We start from the raw sequence: 26,981 nt of genomic DNA on the forward strand, positions 1-26,981 counted from the left end.
ACAAGGAGAGCATCGTGGATCTCGATTCCGAACCCGACACCGAGCCACCAGGCGTGGCACCGGTAAGCCGATGGCGCCAGATCAACCTGACCTTCTCGGACTGGAAGACCGCAGAGGAGTTCGCCGCAACACGGCTCGCCCCTGAGCTCACCGCTGCCGAAGACCACCGGGCGATCACCGCCTTCTGGTTCATCCGCAAGAGCGAGACGTGGCGGCTGCGACTACTGCCCGGCGACCGGCTCGCCCAGTTCTACGCCCTCCTCGCCTCCATCACCGACGACGACCGCATCCGCGGTGTCACCGAGCCCGTCTACCGGCCCGAGGCGTACGCCCTCGGCGGGGACCAGGCAATGACGATCGCCCACACCCTCTTCCACGCGGACAGCCGCCACATCCTCGGCCATCTCGCCACCACCGGCGGCACCCACAGGCGGGAACTCGGCGTCCTACTCGCCACTCGCCTCATGCGCGCCGCCGGACTGGAGTTCTCCGAGCAGGGCGACGTCTGGCGGCTCCTCGCCTCGCGCCGGCACCAGCCGAACAACCCCGCGCCGAGCCCCAAGCTCATCGCGGCCGTGCAGCGCCTACTCACCGCAGCCGACAACACGTCCGAAAGCCCTCTGGCCATTGCCCCGCGCTGGCCACAAGCCCACGAGCAGGCGGGCGCGGACCTCGGCCTCCTCGACCGGCATGGCGCGCTGACCCGCGACCTACGCGAGGTGCTGACCCACCACCTTCTGTTCCTGTTCAACCGGCTCGGCATCTCCGCCGCTGACACCTGGCTGCTCGCGACGTCGGCCGTGACCGTCACCTTCCACCACCCGTTCGACACCCCCAACGGCTATCAACCCGCCGCCAAGATCGACAGTAGGGTCAACACAGTGAACACTTCCCCCACCGCACCGGGAACGTCGAGTGCCGCGACGCTCCGCGACCAGCTCGTCAGCACGCTCGAACAGCGCGGCCACATCCGCTCCGCCCCCGTCGCGCATGCGTTCCGTACGGTCCCCCGCGAGCAGTTCCTCCCTGGCGTCGACCTGGAAACCGTGTACACCCGCCGCCAGATCGTCACCAAACGAGACCCCAACGGTGCCGCGTTGTCATCAGCGTCGAGCCCCAGCCTCGTCGCGGACATGCTCGAACAACTCGCCCCACAACCCGGCCACCGCGTCCTGGAGATCGGCGCGGCCACCGGCATCAACGCCGCACTGCTCGCCGAGCTGACCAGCCCCGGCGGCACGGTCGTCACCATCGAACTCGACCAGGACCTCGCCGACGGCGCCCGCGCCGGCCTCGACCGCGCCGGCTACGACACCGTCGCAGTGGTCTGCGGCGACGGAGCCCTCGGCGACCCCGATCACGCGCCCTACGACCGGATCATCGTCACCGCCGGAGCCTGGGACATCTCCGCCGCCTGGTGGGAACAACTCGCCGACCACGGCCGCGTCGTCGTGCCCCTGCGCGTGCACGAGAGCGGCCTGACCCGATGCTTCGACTTCGACCGCACCGGCCCCCACCAGTTAGTGAGCACCACGACGCCGCTGGTCTGCGGATTCGTTCCCATGCGCGGCAGCACCGAACACACCGACCACCACGTACGCCTCGACACCGACGTGGTCCTCAAACTCGACGCCACCGACCAGCCCGACCGCGCCGCCCTCGCCAGCGCCTTGAGCCACCCCCGGCTCGAACGCTGGACCGGCATCCAAGTCAGCGACGCCGACCCCATCGGCCACCTCGACCTGTGGCTCCTCGTCCACACCAGCAGGCCGTTCGGCCGCCTCGGCGTCGGCGACACCGCCCGCACCAGCGGACTGGTCACCCCGGCCTACCGGTGGGCCGGTGCCGCCATCTACCACGGCGGCACCATCGCCTACCTCGCCTTCCAGGACGCAGGCAACGGCCACCACGAACTCGGCGCGATCGCCCACGGCCCAGACGCCAACACGCTCGCCACCGAGCTGACCAACCTGCTCGACCAATGGGACGAGGCGAACCGCCCCAACCAGCCCACCGTCACCGCGCACCGCGCAGGAACCCGGCCCGCCGACTACGGCGACATCAGCCGAGCCGACACCATCCTCACGATCTCCTTCTGACCGCAGCCAGGCCGGGGCGGTGCCCTGTCCCGCCCCGGGTGCCCCGAGGACGAGCGCAGCTGAGCCGTCACGTACGACCTGAACGCACCTCGTTGCCCATATGCGGCCTTTCCGCAGCGGATGAGGACACCATGAATCCGTCTCTTGCCGCCACCATCGCGGCCCGCTTCCCTCTCGTCGCCCGCAAACGACCGCCCGCCAAACCACTGGACGCTCGGGTAGACCGGCTCGTCAGGCTCGCCGAGACTGCGCACCGGGAGAGCGATCCGGACAAGGCGTCCATGGTCTTCAACGGGGCCGCCCTCATCGCCTCCGACTGCGGAGACCCCCACCTTGCCCGCGCCTGGTGCCGCCGCCACGCCAGCCTCTACCTCCACCAAGCCCCGCTGAACGGCTACACCGCCCGCTTCGCTCTCGAACCAGTCGTCAACCTCGCTCGCCTGCGCATTCGTGAAGGCGACGGCGACGGCGCGTACCGCCTACTCACCCACCTGTACGCGGCCATCGTCGGCGGCACTCCCGTTCTTCTGGACGGCCTCGAGATACATCCTCGACAACTTCCCGCCGATCCCGAAGAACTGAGTCAGATCATCAGTTGGCTGCGCGGCACACTGCTCTCCGACGGAACCCGTGCCCTCACCCTCGCCGGGCGGTGGGACGACGCCGTAAACCATGCACGCCGATACGACGGGATCGGACCAACCCTCCTCGATGGACGACAGGTCGCGATCGTCGCTCATCTCCTGCAAGACGAAGGGCCGTCAGCAGCGGCTCTCCTCGCGGCCACCGAGATCGAGACGCCGTGGGAGCAAGCGGTGCATGGGCTCCTCAAGACCTGGCAGGAGTTGGCCCTGGGGACGGTCGCCGTCGACCACGCTGACCTCATCGATCGAGTGTCAGCCGTACCGCGAACTCCCATGCTCGCAGTGTTCCGCGTCCGCCTCGAACTGACGGCCCTGGACCTCTCGGCGGGCATGCCAATTGAGGTTGTAGACAACCTGACCAAACAACTGGTGGCAGATGCGATCCACGACGAGGACGCGAACGCGGCACGCGACCTCATCAATCACCCAGCTGTCGCGGTTGAACACCAAGAGGCGTTACGCCCGTTGATGAAGGCGAGCGGGTTAGACCAGGGCTACCTGCCAGCTACGGCGAATGATCCACTTTCCGTAGCGCTCGACCTGGCCGGAGCCGTAATCGCTATGCAACGTGATCGAGGTCGGGGAGCAGGACTACATGCACGGACGCAGTGATCTGACTCCACGCGTCACCCGTGTCGGTGACCAGATCCGGATGCACGGCCACGGCTCGTCGAACGAGGAAGGTCTGGCGCTACGGGTAGACGGCACGCCGCTCGGCCCAAGCCCTCGACCGGCACTCGTTCGGATATGCGCCTTGCGCATAACGCCATCGTCGAGGCCGTGGTGAGCACGACCTATCTGGCCAGCGTGGCACTGGAAGAGGTCGAACGAGCCCAGGCAGAACTCGAACGCCACCTGACGGTCCGACCATCCGGAGAGTGTGTGACGTGCGGTGAGATCGAGCCGTGCTCCGGACGCCAAGAGGCCGGCACCATGATCATCAAGTATGGACGTCTGCCACGCCGTCGACCAGGAGCTTCGGGGGTGCGCCGCGCCGCGCCGACCACGGCGGGTGCTGCCCCGACTTCGTGGTTCGCGTCGGCGACCGACGGCGACGGTCACGAGCTGACCGGGACGGAATCCGAGGCATAGGCGCGCACGGGCATCCCGCAGTTCGGTCGCTGGAAGTGCGCCGAGCAGGGGGCGTTCGCGGGGGTGAGTCGGCCGAGTTCAGCGGCCACGACGGACGCCGCCAGGCGGGGGACTGCCGTTGGCAGATGTGCGGGTAGGAGGGATATCTCTTATCAGTCGGTTCCGGTCCACCGGCCCTCCTCACCCCCGTTGACGTGCTTGTACGACGTGCTGAAGGGGGCGTTCTCACCCGGCTGTTCGTGGTCGTTGCGTTCCTCGTTGGATCGCTCGTTGGACCTCTCGTTAGAACCCTCACCCCTGAACAGCACGTGTTTCGCGGCCAATCAGCCCGACCGTGTCGACGACGCGCCAGTTCCAGTCCGCCGTTGACAGACCGATGCAAGCTCAGCTGGCGCCGAGGATTCGGGCTTGGGTTACCGCTGGTCACCCCTCCATGGGGCGAGCGCCGCTGCGATGGGGACGGTCGGACAGGGCGAGCAGGCGACGGGGACGGAGGCCGTCCGGCGCGGACGGCGGACGGGGACGGCGGGGTCGCACTGGTTGGTGCGGACGGCCTCGCAGGACGAGGCGCGGAGACGGGATCGTCGAACGTCCGGGACGGCGCACGGGGACGCGTACGGGTCGTGCCGGCGCACCGCACCACATGGCGATCTCGTCCACGGCCAGAGGCGGTCAGTCAGGACACGTGCTCCAGCAGAAGATGATCTTGTTCAACTGGGCGAAGATTCTGTGCAACCTGTCACTGATCACATTGGCGCTCCACGCCGCTCCCGTGCCGCCTGAAGCCGGCACCTCACGAGCCTGACCTGTGTGTTCAACCCGTTGAGGATCTTGTTCAACCGGGCGTCGGCGGGCGATGCGAGTTGTTCGGCGCGCAGCGCGGTTTCCAATTCGAGGCCCGAATTTGTAATCCCTTAGTGTCAGCGCTTGTCGGCGGACGTGGCCCACACGCCCATGCCGAAGCCCAGCTTCACCACCCCCGGCGACCGGCCCCAGCCGGCAACGGCCGGTTTGTTCCTTCCCCCTATCCATGTCCCCCGCACCCCCGATCCGGAAGTACCGGACGGGCACGGACCGTCCGCCCCGGAGGCGGACGACGGCAGACATCGCAGGGTGTCGACCCCGCCCGATCGCGAGTCTCCGGCTTGCGGTGACGGGCAGTCGGCAGAGGGCACGGTTGCCTGCGGTGATGTGCCGGAGGTGCGGTTCGACGTCACCGTGCTCGATGGTGAGGCCGGTCGGCGGCTGGCCGTGCTGCAAGCCGAGGTGATCCTCGACGTGCTGACCTGGCTTCACGACCAGTAGCACCACGCCGAGCCCGCCTGATTGGTCGCCCGCCGGGCCACTCGGTGTGCCGTGGCCGGTGTTGCCCTCGGGGCGGTCTTGATCCCTTCACGGAGTTGAGCGGTGATCGACGTCCACGGGTCGACCGGCAGCACCGGCGGTCGGCCCGTGGCCTGACCAGACACCAACCAACCGCAGGAGGCACGCGCGTCATGTACGCCACCGTCACCCGCCACGGCACCGGGCGCATCGTCGTCTACGGCCCCCACGACACATCCGCCATCGCACCGAACGATGGGGCAGTCACCGTCGCCATCTGCCCATCAGGGTCCGCTGACCCCACTACCGGCACCCTGGCCGAGGCATGAACATCCACTGCACGACAGTGCGCCCGCGTGTGGCATTCTACGGCCGGACCGCCGAGGCCGGTGACCTCGCCACGGCGGCCCGCGTGGTCGGCGGTCAGTACCAGCAGTGCGTCTCGATGCTGCCCCACGGCGCGATCACGGCGGTGTTCTCCGACCTCGGCACCCGGCCCGACTACCGGCGGGCACCCGCCAGCCTCTTCCTCGACAACGAGCGGGCGGTCAGCCGTGACGGTGGTCTGGATGACCTGCTCACCGAGGCGAACCGGCCAGATCGCCGGTTCGACTTCGTGATCAGCACCGACGTGCACCGCCTGTCCTGCGACACGGTGACGAGGACCGCGCTGCTACGTGCGTTCGCGGTCGCCGGCATCGAGTTCCTTCACGTCCCCGAGATTCGAGACGGTGACCGGCTGCCGGTCATGCCCTGGCGACTGCGCAGCGTCGACTACATCGAGGTGCTGACTCAACTCATCCGCGACGGAGGCCACCCGTGACGAGCACCCTGCCCGACTGGCTACGCCCACCCGCCACCACTGCCCCGAAGCGGACGATACGGGTCGCGTTCCTCGGGCGTACCTCGACCGAGGAGCAGCAGGACCCCACCCTGTCGATCCCCCGGCAGTTGACCAACTCCGAACGGGCTCTGCTGCCCAACATGGTCATCGTCGCGTGGTTCTGGGACGTGGAATCCTCCCGCAAGGAACTCAGCCAGCGCGGCCGGGGCACCGCATGGCAGAAGTTCGACATCGCCGTGCAACGAGACGGCGGCCTCGCCGACATGCTCGACGAGGCCACCTCACCGGATCGCCGCTTCGATGTCGTCATCTGCGAGTCGATCGACCGCATCGCCCGCTGGACCCACCAGGGCACCAAGATCGAGCACGATCTTGAACTCGCCGGGGTGCCGCTGCTGGCCGCCGACGAGCCGGTCATGCAGTCGAACAGCCGTAAACGGGCCGCCCAGATCCTCTTGCGCCGCACCAAACAGGGTGTGGCCGAGTGGTACATGATCGAGATGCTGGAGAAGTCGTGGGACGGCTTCGAGGAACACACCACCCAGGGCTGGAACGTCGGCAAGCCTCCATACGGCTACCTCGCCGAGAAGCACAAACACCCGGTCCCCGCCAAACGCGCGGAAGGCAAACACAAGACCAAACTGAAGATCGACCCCGACCGAGGGCCGGTGGTCGAGCAGATATACGCCTGGCGCATCGACGAGAAGCTGTCCTACCGGGCCATCGCCGAACGGCTCAACACCGACCTCGACCGCTACCCGCCCCCACAACCCGTCGACCCCGCCCGCGCGGTCGGACGATGGACCGGCTCGGCGGTCCGCGAGATCCTCGTCAACCCCAAGTACACCGGCCACATGGTCTGGAACCGGCGCTCGACCAAAGACAAACTGCACCCCGGCAAGATCAACCCCCGCGAGCAGTGGGTCGTCTCCGCACAGCCCACCCACCCGGGCATCGTGCCGATCGAGACGTTCCTCGCCGCGCAGAACGTGGGCCGATCTCGGGAACGGTCACGCGCCGACGCCCGCCAGGGTTCTCCCAACCGGCACCGGCAGACCAAACGGGTCTACGCGCTTCGTTCCTACGTCTGGTGCGCGCCGTGCCAGCGGCGCATGTTCGGCCGCACCGTCACCGGATACACCTACTACTCCTGCCAACCCCGAGAGAGGGCCATCCCCGAAGGGCACCCGAGCATGATCTCGGTGACCGAAGACGTCCTACTCGACTTCGCCGACCGGTTCTTCAACACCTACGTCCTCGGCCCCGACCGGGTACAACTCGCTACCCGAAGCCTGGACATCGCCGCCCAGCAGGCAGCCGACGAGCAACGGCGACAGATCGGCGTACTACGACGGACCCTGGACGACATCACCACCCGCCGCCGACGCCTCCTGCGAGTCATCGAGGAGAACGACGACCCCGACGGCACCGTGTTCGCCGAAATCTCCGAACGCCGAGCCCAACTCGACCGCGACCGCGAGACCAAGACCGCCGAACTCGCCCGCCTCGAAGAAACCATGCCGGCCGACCCCGGCAGCGCCGAGATCCTCGCCGCCCTACCCGAGATGGAAATCAAACTCGGCCTACTACCGACGGAACGTCTCCGTCGCCTTCTGGACGCCTTCGCCGTGCAGATCTACCACGACGTCCGCACCAACAAGGTTGCGTTCCGAGCCACCGTCAGCCATCACGCCGCCCCACACCTGGCCCGGCTAACCCGCGCTACGGCAGACGATCCCCGCACCGCCACCCATCGCCACACCAGCGCAAACGACGCTGCCCCCGCCGACGACGACGGGGGCAGCGACCATTTGCAGTTCTGTGACATGCCCCGCCCGGGGCACGTACACAAGCCGCTCGCGCCTGATGGCCGGGCTCCGGACTTTTACTCCGGACTGCGGGGGTTCGATTCCCTCGGGCGGCACTGCGGGGTGGAGGAGTTCGGTTGTCCTCGCCGGCCTCATAAGCCGGAGTAACGCGGGTTCGAATCCCGCCCCCGCTCCCGCCGCGGTAGCTCAGCGGGAGAGCAGCGCCTCGACAAGGCGTAGGTCGCTGGTTCGATTCCAGCTCGCGGCACGCAACCCACCTGGCGCGGTGGACGAATGGAAGAGTCGCCCGGCTTTCACCCGGGACACGTTGCGGGTTCGAGTCCCGTCCGCGCTGCCATTCCCCTGTAGCTCAAAGGTAGAGCGGCCGGCTGTTAACCGGCTGATCTTGGTTCGAGTCCAGGCGGGGGAGCCACGCCCGTGTAGCTCAGCGGCAGAGCACCGGTCCCACACACCGGGTCGCCCTGGTTCGAGTCCAGGTACGGGCACTGGCCTCCGGGCCGCAGTTGTGGCTGTAGCTCAACGGTAGAGCACCGGGTTGTGGTCCCGGTGATGGCGGTTCGATTCCGCTCAGTCACCCCAAGCGCGTCGTGAGCGGCTGGTCGCTCCCCCGTCTGTAAAACGGGCGCCTTACGGCACGCCTGGTTCAAGTCCAGGGGCGCGCACAGAGATTAGGCGGCCAATTGCGCTGGTGCGCCGCCGCTGGACACTGGGGATCCATGACGGCTTGTGGTGAGCCACCGTGGGCGAGTACGACCAGACCCGCGGAGCGAACGGAAGGTGCTCGGTCAGCGTCTCGATCACGTCAAGGTCGGTCATCTGAACGCGAACCACCCCTCCTCCGGACCGCCTTCGAACGAAGGCGCCCTCACCCTCGATGAGCCCGGCGATCCAGGCCAGTCGCGCCAGGTCGGGCACGCTCACGATCGGCTTGCTCTCGTACGTCCCGGATCGACGCAGCTTGGCCTTATGGGACTTGGGTGCACCGCATGCACACGGATCCTTGGCCACATGCCTGTTCTGGGCCTCCGTTCGCCGCAGCCGTGAAACCGGCCCGGCCGTCATCGCGCAGCCGGTCCCCTGCGCCCACACGGGCGCAGTTCGAATCTCTCGACTCCCACGCATGCCCACGTAGCTCAGCGGATAGAGCACCGGCTTCCGGAGCCGGGTTGGCGGAGGTTCGAATCCTTCCGTGGGCATCCTGGTCGTGTGCCCGAGTGGTCAGGGAGCGGTCTGCAAAACCGCGCACCGGGGTTCGATTCCCCGCACGGCCTCGACTGCCATTCACTGCGGATAGAGATCGACGCGCGGCCGACCGATCGGCGGCAAACCACTGAGCGTGCACGTCCTGCCTGCACCCGGCTCGCGACTGCTGAAGACCGCTGCGCCGGACTGCGTCAGAACCAGGTTCCCGGTCGTACAAGTCGCCAGAGGCGCCCACGCCAGCGCGCACGCCGAGGATGCAAGAAGGTCTCTATGTCCTCCAACGCGTTACCGGCGGTCCCCCTGACGTGAGGTCTGGCGCGTACGTGGCGGAGTGCGGGCACTACACGATCTTGGTCGAGTTGACCGTAGACCCTCGCGAGGTGCCCGAGGCAGGTGGCCGCGAGCGCCTGCACCTGGTGGTCGGGGTGATCGAGCAGGGTTAGGTAGAGCTCCTGCGAGGCTCTCCAGTCGCCGTCGCCGTACAACGCCGATCCGACCATGGCATCCGTGGCCCCGGCGATGTCGTTGCGGTCGAGAGCCTTCCGCACATCGTCGGGCGTTGCCGATGGAGGGTTGTGAAAGGTGTGGTGCTCGTGGCTCATGGCCAACATCTTTGATTACCGCATTTACCAGGAACACCCGCAGGTCGACATGGCGGCCTTATCGACGACCGGGAACAGGCAGGCTGACATCTCCAGCGGGCCCGAACGAGTAGGTGTCGGGAGCGGTTCGTCGAGTGGGTGTTCAGATGGTGGGAGGTGCCAGCGTTGGGATGACGGGGTTTCCGTGGATGTTGCCGTCGGCGCAGGGCCATGGGCCGGCGGCGAGCGGTGCCAGGCCGGTGTCGCCGAAGATGAGCAGCTCGTTGCCGAGTGCGAAAGCGACGGTTGCGTCCTGGAGGAGGAGGGTTCTGCTCATGACGGTTCGGTCGTCATCGGTGCGCCGGAACAGTTCGTGCTGGTCCAGGTTCGCGTCGACGGCCAGGAGCTTGCCGTCGCGCCAGAACACTGCGGCGCCGTTGGCGTCGAGCGCGGGATAGCTGGTGTAGTAGCCGGACAGAGGCGGGCCGTCGTCCATTGATCCGTCGGGGTTGAGAACCCGGAACTGCGACCGGGACGGCAGCCTGTTCTCCGATTCCGGGCCACGGATCGTGCCGTGCTGGTCGATGAGCATCTGGCCGTGGCTGGGCCACGTGTGGATTGGCTGGCCGTCAGGGCCGTAGAGGGTGCTGGAGAACGCCCCGTAGCCCTGGGCGCCGACGAGGAAACGGCCGTGGCCGGCGATGGCCTTGTGGTGGTAGGGGCCGGGCTCTGTGGTGGAGATGATGTTTCCGGTCTCGGTGTCGAGGATGGTGCACCTCCCGATGCCGCTGCCTCCGTCACTGATCCCAGCGAGAATGCGATCGCCGGCCACGAGCAGCGGTTGCCAGTGATCCGCCTCCAGGGTTGATGGTCTCCACTCTTTCTTGGGCTGGACGTGCCATCCGGTCGCTACGCCGGCTTCGACGACGCCGGAGAAGGAGACCGTCTCGAGGGGCAGGGGCGTGGACCACATGGTGCTGCCGGTGTCGCTGAGGCGAGCCAGGCGCGCAGTGCGGCCTTGGGGAAGCCGCTGGCGTGGCGCGGTCGGTAGCCACAGGACGCAGAAGCCGTCCGGCATCCGAACGGCAGCTCCCAGGTGCTCGCCCGGCTCCTGCTGCGGGGTGACTTCATGCAGCACCGAGCCCTCGGCGCCGACGCTGGTGAGTGTGAACACGGGTGGGCTGGCACCGTCGTGGTGGGTTACCCACACGGTCCCACCCGCGTCGACGCGGGGTGGGAACGGATGGCCTGCGAATGTGCGTTGCCAGAGCGTGGCTCCGCTCAAATCGACCGCGGTGAGGACGGTGGTGTACAGGTTGCGGGTGCTCGGGCTGCGGCCCGCATAACTGGTCAGATAGATCGGCCCGTCTCGGTCCGCGGCCGCCAGGCCCCAGACCTGACCGGGCAACCCGACGATCTCGGGTTCCATCGGCATGCCACCTCCCCAGCCATGCGCTCTCGGATCATGCCTACACCAGTTCGGCGCCGTGTCGTCAGTCGCACCGCTGGTCGTGTCAGCAGCCGCAGCTCATTGTCCGGGAGTTGGTGGTGCCAGACCGGTCGACGTCGAGGGGGGCGAAGCGGCTCTCGGCGGCCGGTTGAACGATGTCCAGGGCCTGAAGTGTTGCCGTTGCTGGTCTTAGCGCTGGCGGCCCGCGCCCGGAGGCTGGTCTGGATCGGGGTCCGATGGTCGGGGCATCTCCGGGCCGCTGGCGCTCATGCGCAGCAGCGTCTCGATGCGGGTGACCCGGAAATGGCGTCCCAGCGCGGTGACGTCGTCGACGGGATTGGTATCGAGGTCGTCGGCGGTCTGCTGGTAGGCGGCTGTCTGGTCGTCGGTCAGCCTCAGCAGACGCGGTTCGATGTGGCGCAGGCCGAAGGTGATCTCGTCGCGGGCCAGCTGCGGTGTGGCGACCGCGCGACTGTAGGGCCGCCACGACCCTGCTACAGATTCGGCTGCGGCGTAGCGGGTCGGCAGGATGACGCCGACTGGGTGAGAGGCGATGGCGGCGACGCTCTCGGCATATACGGTGGCGGGCACCTGGGCCCGGGGGTAGTGCGCGGTCGTCAGCTCTGCCCGCAGCATCGCCTCACTCGGCCCGGTCGCCGCGTCTGGGTCGATGACGATCTCTGGGGTGAGGAAGCTGTCGTGGTCCTCGGCGTTGCGGGGGTCGCGGTCGGTGGGTCGGGGCGGTTCGGGCCCGTCCGGGCCGAACCGCGCGAACGTGTCCACCCGCACGACGCGGTGCACGCGGCCGTTGATCACCACCTCGTCTACCTTCTCCCGGTCCAGGACGTCGAGCGCGGTGGTCAACTCCGCAGCCCGCGGGGGGTCAGTGGTTTCGTCGAGCTGCTCCATGAGGTGGTGCGCAAGCTCGTCCCGGGCGGCCTGTGGCGTATCCGACACGACGGCGTACACCTGCCACCGCCCGTCATCTACCTGCACTGCGTGGCCGAACAGGGGGGCGCCGATGCGTGTCATCGGGTAGGCCGCCGCTCGCCGTGCCGCGTCCTCCTCGGTGACCGCGCCGACTGGGTCGGTGGGCTGCTGTACCCGCAGGATTACCGGCGGCTGCACTTCGTCGGCACTCATGCCACGGATTGTGCGACGGCTCGATGGCCCGTGTCACGAGGGCGCGCCATCACCGCAGCGGCGTCATCGGTGCCGCGCGCCGCGTCCGGGTTCTCGAAGTATGTGCCTGGGGTGTCACCGAGATAGGCGACGCCGTTGCCGGGAGCGGGTGGACGATCTCCTGAGCCCAGGGCGTTGATCGGTCACGGTTGTACTTCGGTCCAGGTGGTGAGGTCAGGAATGTTGAAAGCCGCAGAGCATAGCTTGCAGGCCTGGTTCGAAATGGTCGTCCGGTGTGGTCTCGTCGGCCGCCTGAGCCAACAGGTTGTATTGCGAGCTGCCTTTGTCAGGTTTCCTGCTTCGTGACTGTGCGCCCGCTTGAAGGATGGACACGCTGAGCGCGTGCCCGATGGTGAATTCCCGCAGGCATCGGAGGATCCGCAAGGCGGTGGCGGGCGGCAGGCCGGCGTTCTGCAGCTTTGCCACCGCGCGGATACCCATATCGATGGACGCAGATGATCGCACGGGTCGGGTGGCGAACACCGGAACGGCGTTCGGGTGCTGTAGTAGCACGTCGCGCAGGCGGCGGCAGTACTGCGCGGCCAGTTCCGGCCACGGCGCCTGCCATGGCAGTGAGTCGGTGTCCATCTCGACGAACAGCACCTCGGCGATGCCGTCGAACAACGCCTCCTGATCCGCGAAGTGGCGGTAAGCGGCCATCGGGTCAACGCCAAGGACCGCACCGAGGCGACGCATGGAGAACTTGCGCAGCCCTTCGGCGTCGATCAGCGCGAGCGCGGCTGTGGCCAGGTACTCGCGGTTGAGTGTCGGACGCGTCGGGGGCGGCGGCACGGCGGGTGTGCTCACCTGGGGAATCCTTCGAGGATCCTCTCGAGGGTTTCGCTGAACCTGTCTGGCTGTTCGAGGTAGACGGTGTGTCCACCCGGAAACTCCTCGCACGGCACGCCGAGCCGCTCGGCGAGCATGTGCGCCGGCCGGTAGTACGGCTTGCCGACGCTGTCCCGGCCGGTGGCCAGCCGCCAGGGCACGGCGACCTCGCGCAGCGCGGGCAGGTCCGGGTGGTAGTCGAGGCCGATGAGCGGCAGTTCCCGCCGCAGCAGCAGGTCGGCATTGCCCAACTGGCGCGTCATCGAGCTGGGCTCGCGGCCGGTGACCCGGCGCACGGCCGCGCCGACCGGTAGAGCGGCCCGGGAGGCGGCTGCGACCAGGGCCTGTCCCACAGTCGAGCGGAACAGCCAGGGCGGGTCGTCCATGGTCATGGCACCGAAGGCCGCGTACGCCCGCAAAGGGCTCTTCTCTCGGGCGATCCGGGCGATCTCGGCGAGCGCCCGCCGCTCCGCGCTGTCGTCCGGGAGGAGCGAGACTAGCGGTGGTTCGTGCGCCACCACACCGGATAGCCGGTCGGTGTGGTTGGCCAGCACCTCGAGTGCGATGATCGCGCCGCCGCTGCCGCCGAAGACGTACGCCTTCTTCACCCCGTAATGGTCCAGGACCGCGACGGCGTCGCTCGCCTGCGCAGCGACTCCGATCGGTGCCTGCGGGTCGGTGAACCGGCTGCGCGAATTGCCCCGCCGGTCGTAGGTGAACACCGTGTACCGGCGCGCGAGAAGCGGGACGACCTCCTCGTACATTCCTGCATCGCCCCCGCCGCCCGAAATGAGCAGCAGCGGAGCGCCGGAGCCTGCCCGCTCTGTGTAGAGCCGAGCCCCGGGAACTGTCACATATTCCGAAGTCATGCTCGCCGCCCCTGTCAGTTCGCGACCACCGTACGCCTCGTCTACGTCGTAGATTCTATCTACGGTGTAGACGAAATCTCAAGACGAGGCGGGATGGCCTGCTCGCTGTCCCGCTTCCCCCCGACGAGACGCATGCTCATCTGCCGCGAAAACCGAAACAACCGAAGGTCAAGGTGTTGCCCTCCGGACCGCGGCGATGCTGTCGTCCCGACCAGCACGGCTCGTAACCGAGCCCACATCCGTGGCTTGTGGGAGCTCGAAGAGATCAGACACAAGCAGCCTGCGGCGGGCTGAGCCGCTCACTCCGCGACAACCATGTCTCCCGGCACGACACCGCGGCGATCGACGGTCATCGACCGTTGGGTGAGGTGTTGTACGGGCGCTCGGCGAAGCCATTGGGGGTGTGCGCTCACCGCTTGCACGATCGTCGGTGGCTGTTGAGGTGCTGGCGGCCCATCGCCCGGAGCCGCTGCGACCAGTGCCTCTGACCATCCGCCTCAGGCATCAAGGATCTGCCATTCCTGGCTGATCTCGCCGCTGACGGGTTGCTGGACCGCCCTGGCGCCGTCTGCGGTGGAGCCGCCCTCGATCCCGACACACCAGCCGTTGCTCACGTTGGCGAGCCGGTAGTATCCGCTGGTCGCTGCCGGGACGAGGTTCCACCACTGGTTACGTCCGCCGTTGTCGGCCCACTGAACGAGTGCCGCGCCCTGGCCGGAGCCGCCTGGGCTGTCGAGGACTTTCCCGCTCTTGACACCGGACAGACGGAATGAGCCATCGCTGTTGGGTAGCAGTCGCCACTGCTGATTGGCCGCGCCAGTCCACGGCCACTGGATGACAGTTGCCCCGTCCGTGGTGGAGCCGCCGTTGACGTCCAGCACCTTTGCGCTGCGCCGGTTGAGCAGTCGAACGACGCCGCCGCCGGCGGCGGCTGGTAGACCTACGACGACCTGTATCTGTTGTCCGGCCGTCATCGAGATCACCCGGGCATGCGGGCCGAGCGGCGAGGGGGTGACCGTCGCGGAAGTGGTGATGGACGCCATCCCGCGCCGGCTGATGAGGGTAATCGCCTGGGTGATCGTCGAGGTGAGTGCCACGGTTACTGAGCGACCAGGCAGATCCCAGGAGAGGCTGTGAATGCGGACCTGGTTGCGTCCGCGGACCCCGGTGATGGTGCCCTTGGCGAGCTGGCCGGGCACGGCGGGCAGCAGCTCGATGACACCGGTCCTGGTGTACACGAGCGCTTCGCTGAGCACGGCCGGCAGCGTGTTTGCCGCATCGGCGTTGTAGGTCTCCAGGTTCGGGTTGTGTGCTGTCATCAGCGACCGGAAGATCATGTTGTTGCCGATGATCTTCCGGAGGTTGTTGTAGACGCCGGCGGCGTCCTTCAGCCGAGCGGAGGCAAGGGCTCGATGCAGGCTGCCGTGCGCTGAGGTGTTCTCGTCACCGCGCAGCGCCAGGGCCCTGAGCGCGGCGGTGACCAGACCGGGCGCCTCCTCGGGATTGATCTCGTGCAGGGGCCACGCGCCGTACAGGTGATGGACGTGCCGATGGTTGTAGCGGTCCGTGAGTCCCGGCCAGGACCATTCGGCGAGGGCGCCGCTGCCGTTGACCGTGTAGGGCGGGATCCTCGCCAGCAGGGCCGTCCAGCGTGCGACACCTTGACCGGCGCCCTGCTCGACACCGAGCGCGTTGGCGGCCTCGACAGCCGCCCGCAGGGCGTGTCTGCCGGCCTGGATGTCGCCGGTGGCGTTGATCGCCAGCAGGACGTTCGTGCTGGCCGGCGAATTCTCCATCGAGAACGACGGCACGAAGACCACACGGCCGGCCGAATCGGTGCGGGTCAGGAAGTCCTCGTAGAACAGTGCTAGCTCCATCAGTGCCGGTCCCAGCTTCTCAGCCAGAAACGTCCGGTCCCCGGTGACCTGGTAATACTCCAGCAGCGGGTAGAGCAGCCAGTCCGCGCCACCGGTCCAGCACTGGCCGGGGAAGCCGGCGTCGAAGTGCAGCATGTGTCCGTACTCGCCATCGGTTCGCGATGGGGCCAGGAAGCCGCGGGCGCCGTACAGGTTGCGAGCGTTGGTACGCCAGTGCGCGAGCTGGCCGAGGATCAGGTTGAAGTAGCCCTGCATGGCATCGGTGAGGTCGAGAATGTTGCCGCCGGCGACCTGCAGGTTGATGTTGGCATCGGTGGTGAAATCGTCGGCCCAGGCGCCGTTCCAGGTGCCGGCCCAGATTCCGGTCAACCGCGGCGGCAGGACGCCGCTGGAGCTGATGAACAGGTAACGGCCGCTGTCGTAGAGGCGCTCCAGCAGGGCCACATCGATGGTGTTGCGATTGGCGTTCTGCCGGGCGATCAGCTCGGTGGTCGACAGCTGCCGGTCGGCGGCGGAGACGTTCAAGTCCAGGCGGGAGCGGTCGTACATCGCCGCGTGCAGGGTGACGTGCCGGGTCCGTAGCTCGGCATAGTCGGCGCGCACCGCGGCCAGCGCCGCGTGCAACGGTTTGCTGTCCCAGGCCGTGGGGGACTCGTAACGGTCGAGTTTGGTCAGCAGGAGGAGCCTGGTTGCCGCGGTCACGACGATGGTCGACCCGTTCGCGGCTACCGTGCCACCGCTGGCGACGACCCGGGTGACGCCCTCGAAGCCGAACGCGCCCTGTCCGGACGGGTAGGCGCCTCGCAGGTTCAGGTAGCCGGAGCCGTCAATGACGCTGGCCAGGGTGGTGAAACGGACCGAGCCGGGGACGCCCGCGAGGGATGTGTTGGCGCTCAGCGTCGCGTCGATGGATCGTCCGGATGCCGGGGTCAGTTCGTGTACGACGACGTGGTCGGCTCGGGAGGCGAAGGCGCGGCGAGTCCAGGTGCCGTAGCTGTCGATCCAGGTGGAGTTGACCTCCCCGGTCCGGAAGTCGGTGGTGCGGGCGTATCCGTTGACCGTTGTCATGCCTGGCGTGCTGATCTGCAACTCGAAGCCGGGGTGGTAGGTCTGGGTCCAGCGCAGGTTCCAGCCAGCCGCGAAGTCCGTGTTGGCTCCGCCGTAGTTCCCGGCCAGCGCCTTGTCGCGCACGCCGGCCAGCCGCCCTGAGATTACTGGCGGGGTCACACCCCGGCTGCTGTTGGGCAGTACGAAGCGGTGGTGATTGAAGATCACCTTCTCGAGGGTCGGCGTTCCGTACAGGACGGCGCCGTACTCGCCGTTGCCGGTGAGAAACCCGTCCGTCCAGGTTGTCGCCGCCGTCGCGTCGTAGATCCCCCGCTCGGGCAGCGTGACCTGAGGCGCAGCGGCGGCGGCCCGTCCGGCACCCACGGCCGGGATTACGGCCGCCGAGCCGGCGCTCAGCGCGGCGGTGGCGAGCAGGCGCCTACGGCTCACGGGCAGGTCCGTCATCAGAAGTTCCTCTCGACACCGAGGCTCAAGCGTTGTGTGCGACATGGCCCCGGCGCTGCTGCAGCCCGGTCGGGTCTGCCTACAGGCCGCGGGTCCGCGTGTTCGAATCGATTCGACAACAGTAGGGTCAGCATTGGTTCACGTCAATGAAACATCTTCGTCATGCCAGGTCGCACGGCAACGTGATCCTCCTGGTCAACCTCGCGCGGGTGGGGCTGCGACGGGTGCGCCGCTACGTGGCTTCTGCAGGGCGGTGCTCGTCTACTCACCGGATGGCGTGCTGCTCTTGGATCCGCTCTGACACGCCTGGCCAGCGGGGTCCGTGCGGGTACGGATCTGCCGTGTCCTGCGCGTCACGGAGCGCAGCCAGATAACGCCCGGGTGAGGCATCCGGACGTGCCGATGTGAGTGCGTGGCAACTAATCTTGCCGGTCCATGGCCCTGTTGGTGACGCTCTTTCGTGCTGACGGCTCCGCGGGTGTCGTTTCCGTCCAAGACGATGGGCGGTGGCGTTTCTTACCCTGGGCGGACCAGCTTGTGTTTGATCTACCAGGGGGTGTCGCCATGCGCGATCTTGTCTACACCGGCTTCATGTCGCTCGACGGCGTGCTGGATTCCCCGGGTGGCGGCCCGGGTGAGGAGCACCGCAGCGGCGGCTGGGTGATCAAGGACATTGAGGTCCTGCCCGAGGTCTTCTCGCTCAAAGATGAGGAGTTGCAGGACACGACCGCCCTGTTGTTCGGCCGGCACAGCTACGAGCTGTTCGCGCCGGTCTGGCGCGACTCGCCGGACCATGCCGCCTACAAGGAACTGCCGAAGTACGTTCTGTCGACCACCCTGGCCGACGACGCGCTCCTCGACGGCTGGGGCCCGACGACGATCCTGCGCTCAACTCATGACGTCGCGGAACTCAAGAAGAGCGGTGGCGGCGCGATCTTCATACACGGGAGCGCTGCGCTTGCTCGCCGCCTCGCGGACGCGGGACTGATCGACAGGTACAACTTACTGCTCTTCCCGGTGCTACTCGGTGCCGGAAAGAGTCTGTTCAGCCGGGCAGACAACGACAAGCAGATGCTTCGTCTACGCGAGTCTGAGGCCTATCCGAACGGTGTGGTCAAGCTGATCTACGACGTCGTTCGCTGATTGAGGTCCAGCGAGATCGCGCCACGGACGCCTTCCCGCAGCTGCCGTGCCGTGTGCCCGATGTATTGGCGCAGGGCACGGGCCAGGTGCGGCTCGTCGAAGTATTCGAGTCTGGCGACGACATCGGCGACCGGCATACCGGCGGTCAGCAGGATCGATGCCTTCCTGGCACGCTCGATCTGCCGCACAGTGCCCTGAGTCAGCCCGGTTGCCGCGCGGAACCGGCGTTCGACGGTGCGTTCCGAGACCTTGGGAACGTGCCCCCGCCGGACCTCGGTGACGACCGGATCACGGACGACGGCTCCCGCGCGGACCAGACGCGTGACGAGCGCTTCGGCATCGTCGGGGCATGGGATCTCCCACCGGGCGCCGTCCAGCCGGAAGGTCCGGTGGGTGGTGTCGGGCAGCTCGATGCCGCCGTCGAGCAGCGCCCGGGTAGGCATGGTCCGCAGCGACGTGCCCAAGGCGAAGTCGATGCCGAGAAACGTCGCGCCGTCGGGCACGGGCGCGATGCTGGACCTGCTCTCCGGACCCGTGACGCTCGCGTAGGACCTGCCCTCGCGCTGCCAGAACACCAGACCCCAGCGCACCGCCGCGACGGAGGTCATCTCGAAGACCTGCTCGCTCGTCGAGGTCCAAACGGACTCGACCCACGGCGAGTCGGACGGACGCGTCTCGAGTAGCAGAGTCACACGAGCAGGGTAGTCGCCCGCACGCGACAATCCAGAGACCTCGGAAAGCTGCGCGTGATCCCGAAGGCCCGCTACCACGGCCGACGCGAACACTTCGACGCCACCAGGGCTCTTCGCCGACGTCGCGCCAAAGGTCCTGATCTAGCGCGGACCCTCGGCAACGCGACGATCGGCTTCGTTGATCCGCGATTCACCCGCGGCGGGTCAGCCAGAAGCTTCAGTTCCGGCCGCCGCGAAGACGCGCACGTCCCACGCGCCGAGGTGCACCGCCGTGCCCGGCGCGACCGCGGCACCGCTCAGGGCGTCGGTCAGCGGCACCGGCGCCTCGACCGCGACGGGTTCCCAGCTCCAGTTGTGCACGACGTGGACCCGGCGCCCGTCCGGGGAGGTGGCGGTGGTGGCCGTGACGGAGGCCGGGAGGCGGCGCCATCCGCCGGTCGGCACCGGCGCGAGCCATGCGGCGAGGGCCTGGGCGAGGTCGCGTCCGGGTACCGTGCCGACGCAGGTGACCCGGCCCGCGCCGTGGCGGCGGGTAGTGACCGCCGGCCAGCGGCCGAAGTGCGGATGGTGGTACTCGACGAGCACATCGGCGTCCACGACGGTGAGGCCGTCGGCCCAGCGCGTCGCCGCCGCCCGCTCCGGCAGGTCGAGCGGCCCGCCCGAGGCGGCACGGACCGGGACATCGCGCACCAGGTTGCTGAACTCCTCGTAGCGGACTCCGGTGGCCTCGACGAGCCGTCCGGGCGCCGGCTCGTGTCGCGCGCGGGCCTCGTGGTCGGCGTAGCCGGTCCGCGGGCCGAGTACGAGGTGGCCGCCGGCGGCCGCGTAGGCGGCGAGCCAGTCGAGCGTCGCGTCGTCGGCGACATACAGCGCCGCGACGACCAGGACCGGATGCCGTCGCGCGGCCGACTCCGGCGTTGGGCCGGTCCGCTCACCGCTCGGGTCGTGCAACTGCCCGGCGTGGACGATGCGCACCTGCCGGCCGGCGTCGAATGCGCCGCGATAGAAGGGGTCGAAGATGCCGTGGTACGCCGCGGCGTCCGGTCCACCGTCCGCGGCAGACAGCGGCGGGTACTTCTGCATGAGCCAGTTGCTCGGCATCGAGTAGACCATCGTGATGTCGGCGTCGGGTTCGAGGGCGGCGATGAGGGGGCCGGCGGCGTCCAGTTCCGCGCCGAGGCGGGACAGCTCCGCGTACGTGCGGCCCGGCCGGCCGCTGTGCGGAAGGATCCCGCCCCAGTAGGTCTCCGCGCCGAAGTGCAGCGTGTGCCAGTGCCAGTACTCGATCATCTGCGCCCCGCGCGCGACGAGCGCCCAGGCCGCCTGCCGCCACTGGCCGTCGTACGCCGGCCGGTTGTCCCACGGCATGCCGATGGACATGGCGTTGGTCTCGGTGACCAGGAACGGCGCCTGGCGCGACGAGAACATGCGGTCTGCGCTCTGGTACAGCGCCCATACCCCGGTGGTCTTCCCGTGCTGTTCGACGTCGTCGTGGTCGCGGTCCGGCAGCGCCAGGGCGTCCTGCATGACGTAGTACGGGTTGCCGGCGGCGACGTCGAGGCGTTCGGTCAGCTCGTCGTCGTGCACCGCGGGTCGGCCGTAGGCGATGCACGTGGTGACGAACTGGTCGCCGCGCGCGTACTCCCGGACGATGCCGGCCTGCCAGCCGATGAACTCGGTCGTCTGGCGGGCCTGGAACGCCCGCCAGGCGACGTCGTACTGGGGCTGGGCGTTGCCGTCCGGGGTCCACAGGTCCGCCCAGGTGGAGAGGCGGTGCGACCAGTAGACCAGGCCCCATTCGCGGTTGAGGGTCTCGACGTCGCCGTAGGTGGTGCGCAGGTGGTCCACGAATCGCTGGAAGACGCCGTGGTTGTGCAGCAGTTCGTTGCCGGGTTCGTTGTCCACCTGGAACCCGATGACTGCGGGGTGGCCGGCGTACCGGCCGACGATCTGCCGGATGACCCGCTCGGCGTGGAATCGGAAGCCCGGGTGGGTGAAGTCGACCTCCTGCCGCGCGCCCCATCCGATGCGCTGCCCGGTGGCCCGCTCGCCGGCGATCTCCGGGTACTGCCGGGCGAGCCACGGCGGCACGGCGTAGGTGGGCGTGCCGAGGATGACGGAGATGCCGCGTTCGTGTGCGCCGTCGAGCACTGGCTGGAGCCACTCGAGGTTGAACCGTCCGTTCTCCGGTTCCCAGGTCGACCAGACCGACTCGCCGACCCGGATGACGGTGAAGCGGGCGTCGACCATCAGGTCGAGGTCGGTCTTGAGTCGTTCATAGGGCTGGTACTCGACGTAGTACGCGGCGCCGAAGAGGACGCGGGCGGGGAGCACTGCCATGGGGGGAACCTCCGAGGTGGAGCGGTCGGTCATTGCTTGACGCTGTCGGTGGCCAGCTCGCTCTGCCAGTACCGCCGCAGGAGCAGGACGGCCACGACGAGCGGGACGATCGAGAGCATGGACCCGGTCACCACGAGTACGACCGTGTCGCTGTTCGTAGGTCCGCCCCCTGCGGTCTGGGAGGCGCAGGAGGCGAGGCCCCACGTCGGGAGCACCGGTACCGGCCTGCAACGCCGTGCGCAGCTTGGTGTACTCCGGGGCGCCCTGACCGGCGTTGGCCACCTTGACAGCCGGGTACTTCTGCTCGAACAGCGCCACCTCTTGCGCGATGTCCGGAACCCAGGCCCCAGAACGTCAGCTCGGTCGCGGTCGACATCGCCTTGTCGATGTCGGCCTGGCTCACCGCCGCGGTGGCGGAGGTACCGCCGCCCTTGCCGTCGCCGCCGCACGCGGCCAGCGCGGCACTCGACGACACCGCTGCGGCCGAGGCAAGCAAGGTTCGGCGGCTTACCGGGGACTGTTGGGGACGATGTGGCCATGGTCAACTCCCGTCGCAAGGGTAGCGGGACCGGCGCGTCGGGCAACGGCGTGTTGGGGACAGGGGGTATCGAGAGGTGTGCGTCCGCGCGGGTGCTACCGCCGCTGGTCGGCGACGGCCGTGGGGGCATCGGGTGACGTGCCGCCGTAGGTGGAAAAATCGACGCTGATCACGGGCGCGGCGGATGCGACTTCGCTGCCGGCGGGCTGACCGTGCGGGCCACCGTGGGCTGGGGGATCGCTCGGCGGCCACGTCCCGGGATCGGCCGGGGCGGCGGTGGTGCCGTCGAGGCGCGGACGACGAGCTCGACCGGTTGGTCGGCCGCCGGTGCAAGCTCGACGTCCGGCTTCTCGATGACCTGAACCAGCAGCGCGAGGCCCTGCCGCGTGACCTCGTCGAACGGCTGCCGCAGGGTGGTGAGCGGGGGAGTGACGTAGGCGGAGACCGGGATGTCGTCGAACCCGACGACGCTGATGTCCTCGGGCACGCGGCGCCCGGCCTCGAGCTGCGCGCGGATGAGACCGATTGCCATGTCGTCGTTCGCGGCGAACACCGCGGTCACGGTGCTGTCGCCGGCCAGTTCCCGGCCCGCCGCGTAGCCGGACGCGGCCGACCAGTCGCCCTCGACGACCGGCGGCTCGTCCGCGCCGTGGGCTCGCAGCGCCTCGCGCCAGCCGGCGAGACGGTCCCGTGCCGAATACCACCGCTGCGGGCCGGCCAGGTGATGGACGGTCGCGTGCCCCAACTCCAGCAGGTGCTCGGTCGCGGCCCGCGCGAGCCGGCCCGCGCCGACCCTGGCGGTCACGACCTGCCGCGCGGTGAAGGTGGGCGGCGCGCCGAGGACCAGGACCGGCACGTCGACGCTGATGGGGCCGACGCCCTCGTCGATCGGCTCGGAGATGATGACGCCGTCCACGCCCTGGTCCAGCAGCGACGCCAGGGCGCTCGCGATGCCGCCCGGGTCGCCCTCCATCGTGGTGGCCACCCGCAGCGTGTAGCCCACCTCCCGGACCGCCCGCTCGATGCCCATGAGCCACGACGCCGGGCCGTACAAGGAGCTGCCGAGCGTCACCACGCCGATCGACCGGGTCCGCCCGGAGGCCAGCGCCCGGGCCGCCTGGTTGCGCCGGTAGCCGAGCTCCTCGGCGGCGTCCAGGACCCGCCGGCGCACGTCGGCCGAGACATACGGCTCGTCGTTGAGGACCCTGGACACCGTCTTCTGGGAGACGCCGGCCAGCCGCGCGACGTCCACGCTGCGCGGCGTCGGAGGGCTTCCACCCGGCCCCGCCAATCGCGTCACGGCATCTCCCATCGCCGGCCATAGTCCTGTATGTTTGCGTAGTCATGTCTACGCAGTCAGACACTCACCGTTAAGTTCCCGTAACCCGCCCGTGACGCTGGCGAAGCACGTTCCTTGCCAGCAGCCTAACTTCAGTTTCGAACCGAACAAGTCAGGCCGCGTCGCCCGCCGACTTCGCCGAGGACCACAGTGCTGTCCATATGTCACGCGGTCGGGTGCCGCAGAGGCGAATCGGTTCGCTATTCGATCGACGCTGCGGCGATGGGTCGGCGACACGGAGTGCCTGAGCGCGATGCCCTGGCACTCCAAAGGGGTCGTACTCATCGGCGGCCACTCGAGGCTTGTGAGGCATCATGAGCAGGAAGTAACCGTCTTGAAACCTTGACTTCACGCTCCAGACACCCATTAATACATATCTATGTATCTGGGCCGTAACCACCCTTCCCGGGTGGCCGGCGACGCCGGCAGATTTGTCGAATCGATTCGAGTATCGGCCTTGAGGCTGTGCCCTGAACCGGTGTTGCGGAGCTGTCGGGTGAGTCACAGGAGGGTTACCGTGCATCGTACGAACGTCCACTGGGGCGGCCGATTGTCGGCGTTGGCCAGAGGGCTGGCCGCAGCCGTGGCGCTCGCCCTGCCCCTGACGCTGGGTGGTCTGACCCTGGCGACCCCCGGGTCGGCCCTGGCCGCGCCGGTCGCGACGCAGAGTGCCGCGGCCGCCGGAGTTGACGGTGTGGCGGCCGGTAACGCTGCGATCACCTCGGTCGATCTGAGCGGGACGTGGAACTTCACGCCCGCGGGTCGGGGGGCGACCACGATCGCGGTGCCCGGTGGCGGCTGGTACAAGCAGGGCTTCACCACCGTGAACGAGGCGGTGTACTCGCGCAGCATCACCGTGCCGGACTCGGGGCAGCCGCAGTCGACCTGGATCGAGTTCGGCGCCGTCAACCACCAGGCGACACTGTCGGTCGACGGCCGCGTGGTCGCCACCCAGACGACGGCGTTCACCCCGTCGAACTTCGACATCAGCGCATACGCGGCGCCCGGCACCACCCACACGATCACCGTGAACGTGAAGGGCCGCGGCGCGTTGAAGGCATCCAACGGCCGGTACCTGGTGCCCGACGCCGCCACGTGGTCCGAGGCGATACCGCAGGGGATCTTCGGGTCCGCGTTCCTGCGGGTGTACCCGGCGGTATACGTCAGCGACACATTCGTGCGTACGTCGGTGGCGAACAAGACGCTGACCTACGACGTGTCGGTGCGTAACACGTCGGACAGTTCCCGGTCGGTGACGTTGACCGGGTCGCTGTCGTCCAGCAACGGAACGGCTTTCAGCTACCCGGCACTGCCCAGCCGTACGGTCACCGTGGCGGCCCGCTCAACCGTGACCGTGACTGTGGGGCCGGTCGCGTGGAACCTCGACAGCACCTCGTACTGGTGGCCCAATGTGCCGTACCGGTCGGGGTACCGGGCGCAGCTGCACGGGCTGACGGTGCATGCGGTCACCGACGACGGCCGGACGAGCGACGCCACGTCCCGGTTCGGGTTCCGAGAGGCCACCCAGAACGGTGACTACTACTACCTCAACGGCGTGCGCGTGAACTTCCGTGGCGACAACCTCCAGGGTGGCGACTACGACCGGATCAACAACGGCGGCAAGGGCGACGCGTACCACACCCTGCCCGGTTTCCTGCCCCCGTCGTCCGGCAACGGCGGCTGGCCGCAGGCGGTGGACAACTACCAGCGGCTGAACTACAACGTGGTGCGCATCCACCAGGAGCCCGGAAGCCCGTACATGCTGGATGTCGCCGACGAGATGGGCCTGATGATCATCGACGAGGTCGCGATTCGCGGCTCTCAGTCCTCGCAGGAGTGGCAGAACTCCGTCGGGCGCGACAACATGATCAACCACGCCCGTGCGCTGGTCCTGCGCGACCGCAACCACCCCGCGATCATCCGCTGGAGTCAGAACAACGAGCCGAACCAGAGCGGCCAGGATTCCGAGCAGTTCGAGAAGGACCTGTACGCGGCGATGAACGGCGCCGACGGCACCCGGCCGATCATTGTCGAGGTGGGCGTCGGCAACAATGTCAGCCTGTATCCCGGGATGACGTACGCCAACTTCGCGGTGATCCCGCACTACGTCGACGGCTTCGGCAGGTACGGGGAGGGCCTGGTCAGCGTGAACGGGCGGCCCGACGGCGAGGGCGAGTTCATCTGGCCGGCATGCAACAACAAGCAGGGCTTCGAGTGGTTCGCCACCGCGACTGCTGCCAAGCGCGGCAAGGGCGCCACCGACCTGCGCCCGTACACGCTGCTCTCCGCCTGGGCCAGCGTCGTGCCCGGCGTGCGGTCCACCGACTTCACCCCGGAGGAGGGCGGTCACCCCATCTACGGCGTGGACAACCTGCCCGATCCGTGGAGCAACGCGCAGATCCAGCGTGTGCAGGCGGCGTTCAACCCGGTGGCCGCGATCGACCTCCCGTACTGGTCCGCCTCCGGCAATTCGGACTCCAACGGCAGCTTCCCGCTGGCGCAGGCGGTGCCCAGCTACGCCCGCAACGCCACGGTGACCCGCAACATCACCGTGTTCAACGACGACCTCACCAACACCTCGGTGAACTTCACCTGGACCGCCCGGCTCGACAGCCCGACCGGCGCGGTCGTCGCGTCCGGCAACAGCACCCTGACCGTCCCACTCGGCTCGCGGGTCACCCAACCGGTGTCCTTCACCGCCCCCGCCACCGGCAGCCGCGTGTACCTGCAACTGTCGACCGCCAAGTCCGGCAGCACCGTCTTCACCGACTCCGCCGAATACCTCAACCTCGGCGGAAGCGGTGGAACCGGGCCGGCAGCAGGCACCTACCGCATCGTCAACCGCAACAGCGGCAAGCCCCTCGCCATCGCCGGGAACTCCACCGCCGACGGCGCCAAGGCGGTCCAGCAGAGCGGCACCCCCACCTGGACGATCAGCACCACCCAGGACGCCTACACCCTGCGCTACACCGCCTCCGGAAAGATGCTCGACGTCAACGCCGGCAGCACCACGACGGGCCTGCAGCTACAGCAGTGGTCGGCCAACGGCGGCACCAACCAGTCGTGGTACCTGCGGCCCACCGGTGACGGCTACTACACCATCGTCAGCCGCAGCAGCGGGCTCGTGGCCGACGTCTCCGCCGCCTCGACCAGTGACGGCGCGCAGGTCGTGCAGTGGACCGCCAACGGCGGGACCAACCAGCAGTGGCAGTTCGTACCCGCCTGACCAGTAGCAGAGGTGGGTGTCAAGTTCGGCCGCCGGTAACGGTCTGCCGATTGTCGCGCCGACTCGGGGGCACGCTTTGTGCGCCCGAGTCGGCCGCGACCCAATCACGGTGGGACACGAGCTACCGATCCGGACAGACGCGGGCCTGGTCCGCTCGCTACCCGTACGTGGGCCAGGCCCGGGCGTCGCGGCTGAGTGCACGGACGGTCGAGCGCGCGTACAGGCAGTTGGAGTCCGCTGGCTACTCCCGAACCATCCTGCGGATGCAGCTGAGCAACCGACATGTCGGGTTCTACGGCCTCGACAACCGCCCGCGACCGGCGTGGCCCCAGTGCGTGTCCGCATGCCCGCTTCCGCATACTGATCTGCC

Annotated in this window: 14 protein-coding genes, 10 tRNA genes and 1 pseudogene; 17 read left to right on the forward strand and 8 right to left on the reverse strand. The window is 68.3% G+C overall.

Features of this window, described 5'->3' with window-relative positions:
* Positions 1 to 14: 14 nt before the first annotated feature.
* The 15 genes and pseudogenes from fxlM to ACIBTX_RS14890 all read left to right on the forward strand — a co-directional run bounded on the left by fxlM (position 15) and on the right by ACIBTX_RS14890 (position 9,102).
* Positions 15 to 2,099: a methyltransferase, FxLD system gene (fxlM, locus tag ACIBTX_RS14820; RefSeq protein WP_396832582.1), complete on the forward strand. Its 2,085-nt coding sequence runs from the start codon at positions 15 to 17 to the stop codon at positions 2,097 to 2,099.
* Between the two features lie 131 nt (positions 2,100 to 2,230).
* Entirely contained in the window at positions 2,231 to 3,355 is a 1,125-nt protein-coding gene (locus ACIBTX_RS14825) for a hypothetical protein (RefSeq protein WP_396832583.1), read from the forward strand.
* A 1,407-nt stretch (positions 3,356 to 4,762) separates the two neighbouring features.
* Positions 4,763 to 5,140 carry a hypothetical protein gene (locus tag ACIBTX_RS14830; RefSeq protein ID WP_396832584.1) on the forward strand — a complete coding sequence of 126 codons (378 nt, stop codon included), beginning with the start codon at positions 4,763 to 4,765 and terminating at the stop codon, positions 5,138 to 5,140.
* Positions 5,141 to 5,516: 376 nt separating this feature from the next.
* Positions 5,517 to 5,981: a hypothetical protein gene (locus ACIBTX_RS14835; protein WP_396832585.1), complete on the forward strand. Its 465-nt coding sequence runs from the start codon at positions 5,517 to 5,519 to the stop codon at positions 5,979 to 5,981.
* Positions 5,978 to 6,931, forward strand: a pseudogene (locus ACIBTX_RS14840) (recombinase family protein); the annotation flags it as partial. The gene ACIBTX_RS14835 and the pseudogene ACIBTX_RS14840, both read left to right, overlap by 4 nt.
* 923 nt (positions 6,932 to 7,854) lie before the next feature.
* Positions 7,855 to 7,926 (forward strand) — tRNA-Lys (locus tag ACIBTX_RS14845).
* A 1-nt stretch (position 7,927) separates the two neighbouring features.
* Positions 7,928 to 8,004: transfer RNA gene (locus ACIBTX_RS14850), tRNA-Met, on the forward strand.
* 2 nt (positions 8,005 to 8,006) lie between these two features.
* Positions 8,007 to 8,078 (forward strand) — tRNA-Val (locus ACIBTX_RS14855).
* Positions 8,079 to 8,090: 12 nt separating this feature from the next.
* Positions 8,091 to 8,168 (forward strand) — tRNA-Glu (locus tag ACIBTX_RS14860).
* Position 8,169: 1 nt separating this feature from the next.
* Positions 8,170 to 8,243: transfer RNA gene (locus tag ACIBTX_RS14865), tRNA-Asn, on the forward strand.
* A 1-nt stretch (position 8,244) separates the two neighbouring features.
* Positions 8,245 to 8,316: transfer RNA gene (locus ACIBTX_RS14870), tRNA-Val, on the forward strand.
* A gap of 20 nt (positions 8,317 to 8,336) precedes the next feature.
* Positions 8,337 to 8,410, forward strand: a tRNA-His gene (locus ACIBTX_RS14875).
* 1 nt (position 8,411) lies between these two features.
* A tRNA-Tyr gene (locus tag ACIBTX_RS14880) sits at positions 8,412 to 8,493 on the forward strand.
* 460 nt (positions 8,494 to 8,953) lie between these two features.
* Positions 8,954 to 9,027: transfer RNA gene (locus ACIBTX_RS14885), tRNA-Arg, on the forward strand.
* A 4-nt stretch (positions 9,028 to 9,031) separates the two neighbouring features.
* A tRNA-Cys gene (locus tag ACIBTX_RS14890) sits at positions 9,032 to 9,102 on the forward strand.
* Between the two features lie 676 nt (positions 9,103 to 9,778).
* On the opposite strand, the gene ACIBTX_RS14895 is transcribed toward ACIBTX_RS14890, so the two are convergent.
* The 5 genes from ACIBTX_RS14895 to ACIBTX_RS14915 all read right to left on the reverse strand — a co-directional run bounded on the left by ACIBTX_RS14895 (position 9,779) and on the right by ACIBTX_RS14915 (position 17,333).
* The gene (locus tag ACIBTX_RS14895) at positions 9,779 to 11,044 is read right to left on the reverse strand and encodes a hypothetical protein (RefSeq protein WP_357171386.1); all 1,266 of its coding nucleotides are present in this window, start codon (positions 11,042 to 11,044) and stop codon (positions 9,779 to 9,781) included.
* Between the two features lie 210 nt (positions 11,045 to 11,254).
* The gene (locus tag ACIBTX_RS14900) at positions 11,255 to 12,208 is read right to left on the reverse strand and encodes a DUF5954 family protein (RefSeq protein ID WP_357123167.1); all 954 of its coding nucleotides are present in this window, start codon (positions 12,206 to 12,208) and stop codon (positions 11,255 to 11,257) included.
* 213 nt (positions 12,209 to 12,421) lie between these two features.
* Positions 12,422 to 13,054 carry a TetR/AcrR family transcriptional regulator C-terminal domain-containing protein gene (locus tag ACIBTX_RS14905; protein ID WP_363661463.1) on the reverse strand — a complete coding sequence of 211 codons (633 nt, stop codon included), beginning with the start codon at positions 13,052 to 13,054 and terminating at the stop codon, positions 12,422 to 12,424.
* Positions 13,051 to 13,944 carry an alpha/beta hydrolase gene (locus tag ACIBTX_RS14910; protein ID WP_357123173.1) on the reverse strand — a complete coding sequence of 298 codons (894 nt, stop codon included), beginning with the start codon at positions 13,942 to 13,944 and terminating at the stop codon, positions 13,051 to 13,053. Before ACIBTX_RS14910 ends, ACIBTX_RS14905 begins: the two co-directional genes overlap by 4 nt.
* 497 nt (positions 13,945 to 14,441) lie before the next feature.
* Positions 14,442 to 17,333: a glycosyl hydrolase family 95 catalytic domain-containing protein gene (locus ACIBTX_RS14915; RefSeq protein WP_357123176.1), complete on the reverse strand. Its 2,892-nt coding sequence runs from the start codon at positions 17,331 to 17,333 to the stop codon at positions 14,442 to 14,444.
* Between the two features lie 564 nt (positions 17,334 to 17,897).
* On the opposite strand from ACIBTX_RS14915, the gene ACIBTX_RS14920 reads away from it, so the two are divergent.
* Entirely contained in the window at positions 17,898 to 18,476 is a 579-nt protein-coding gene (locus ACIBTX_RS14920; RefSeq protein WP_357123179.1) for a dihydrofolate reductase family protein, read from the forward strand.
* Here ACIBTX_RS14920 and ACIBTX_RS14925 read toward each other — a convergent pair.
* The 3 genes from ACIBTX_RS14925 to ACIBTX_RS14935 all read right to left on the reverse strand — a co-directional run bounded on the left by ACIBTX_RS14925 (position 18,458) and on the right by ACIBTX_RS14935 (position 23,346).
* On the reverse strand, positions 18,458 to 19,168 hold the full coding sequence (locus tag ACIBTX_RS14925) for a helix-turn-helix domain-containing protein (RefSeq protein WP_357123419.1): 711 nt from the start codon (positions 19,166 to 19,168) through the stop codon (positions 18,458 to 18,460). The genes ACIBTX_RS14920 and ACIBTX_RS14925 overlap by 19 nt on opposite strands.
* A 204-nt stretch (positions 19,169 to 19,372) precedes the next feature.
* Positions 19,373 to 21,508, reverse strand: coding sequence for a beta-galactosidase (locus ACIBTX_RS14930; RefSeq protein ID WP_396832586.1), 2,136 nt, complete (start codon positions 21,506 to 21,508; stop codon positions 19,373 to 19,375).
* Between the two features lie 707 nt (positions 21,509 to 22,215).
* Positions 22,216 to 23,346, reverse strand: coding sequence for a LacI family DNA-binding transcriptional regulator (locus ACIBTX_RS14935; protein ID WP_363661460.1), 1,131 nt, complete (start codon positions 23,344 to 23,346; stop codon positions 22,216 to 22,218).
* A gap of 556 nt (positions 23,347 to 23,902) precedes the next feature.
* On the opposite strand from ACIBTX_RS14935, the gene ACIBTX_RS14940 reads away from it, so the two are divergent.
* The gene (locus ACIBTX_RS14940) at positions 23,903 to 26,611 is read left to right on the forward strand and encodes an RICIN domain-containing protein (protein ID WP_396832587.1); all 2,709 of its coding nucleotides are present in this window, start codon (positions 23,903 to 23,905) and stop codon (positions 26,609 to 26,611) included.
* Positions 26,612 to 26,981 lie beyond the last annotated feature (370 nt).

This window comes from Micromonospora sp. NPDC049359 (assembly GCF_044466585.1).
Classification (GTDB): Bacteria; Actinomycetota; Actinomycetes; order Mycobacteriales; family Micromonosporaceae; genus Micromonospora.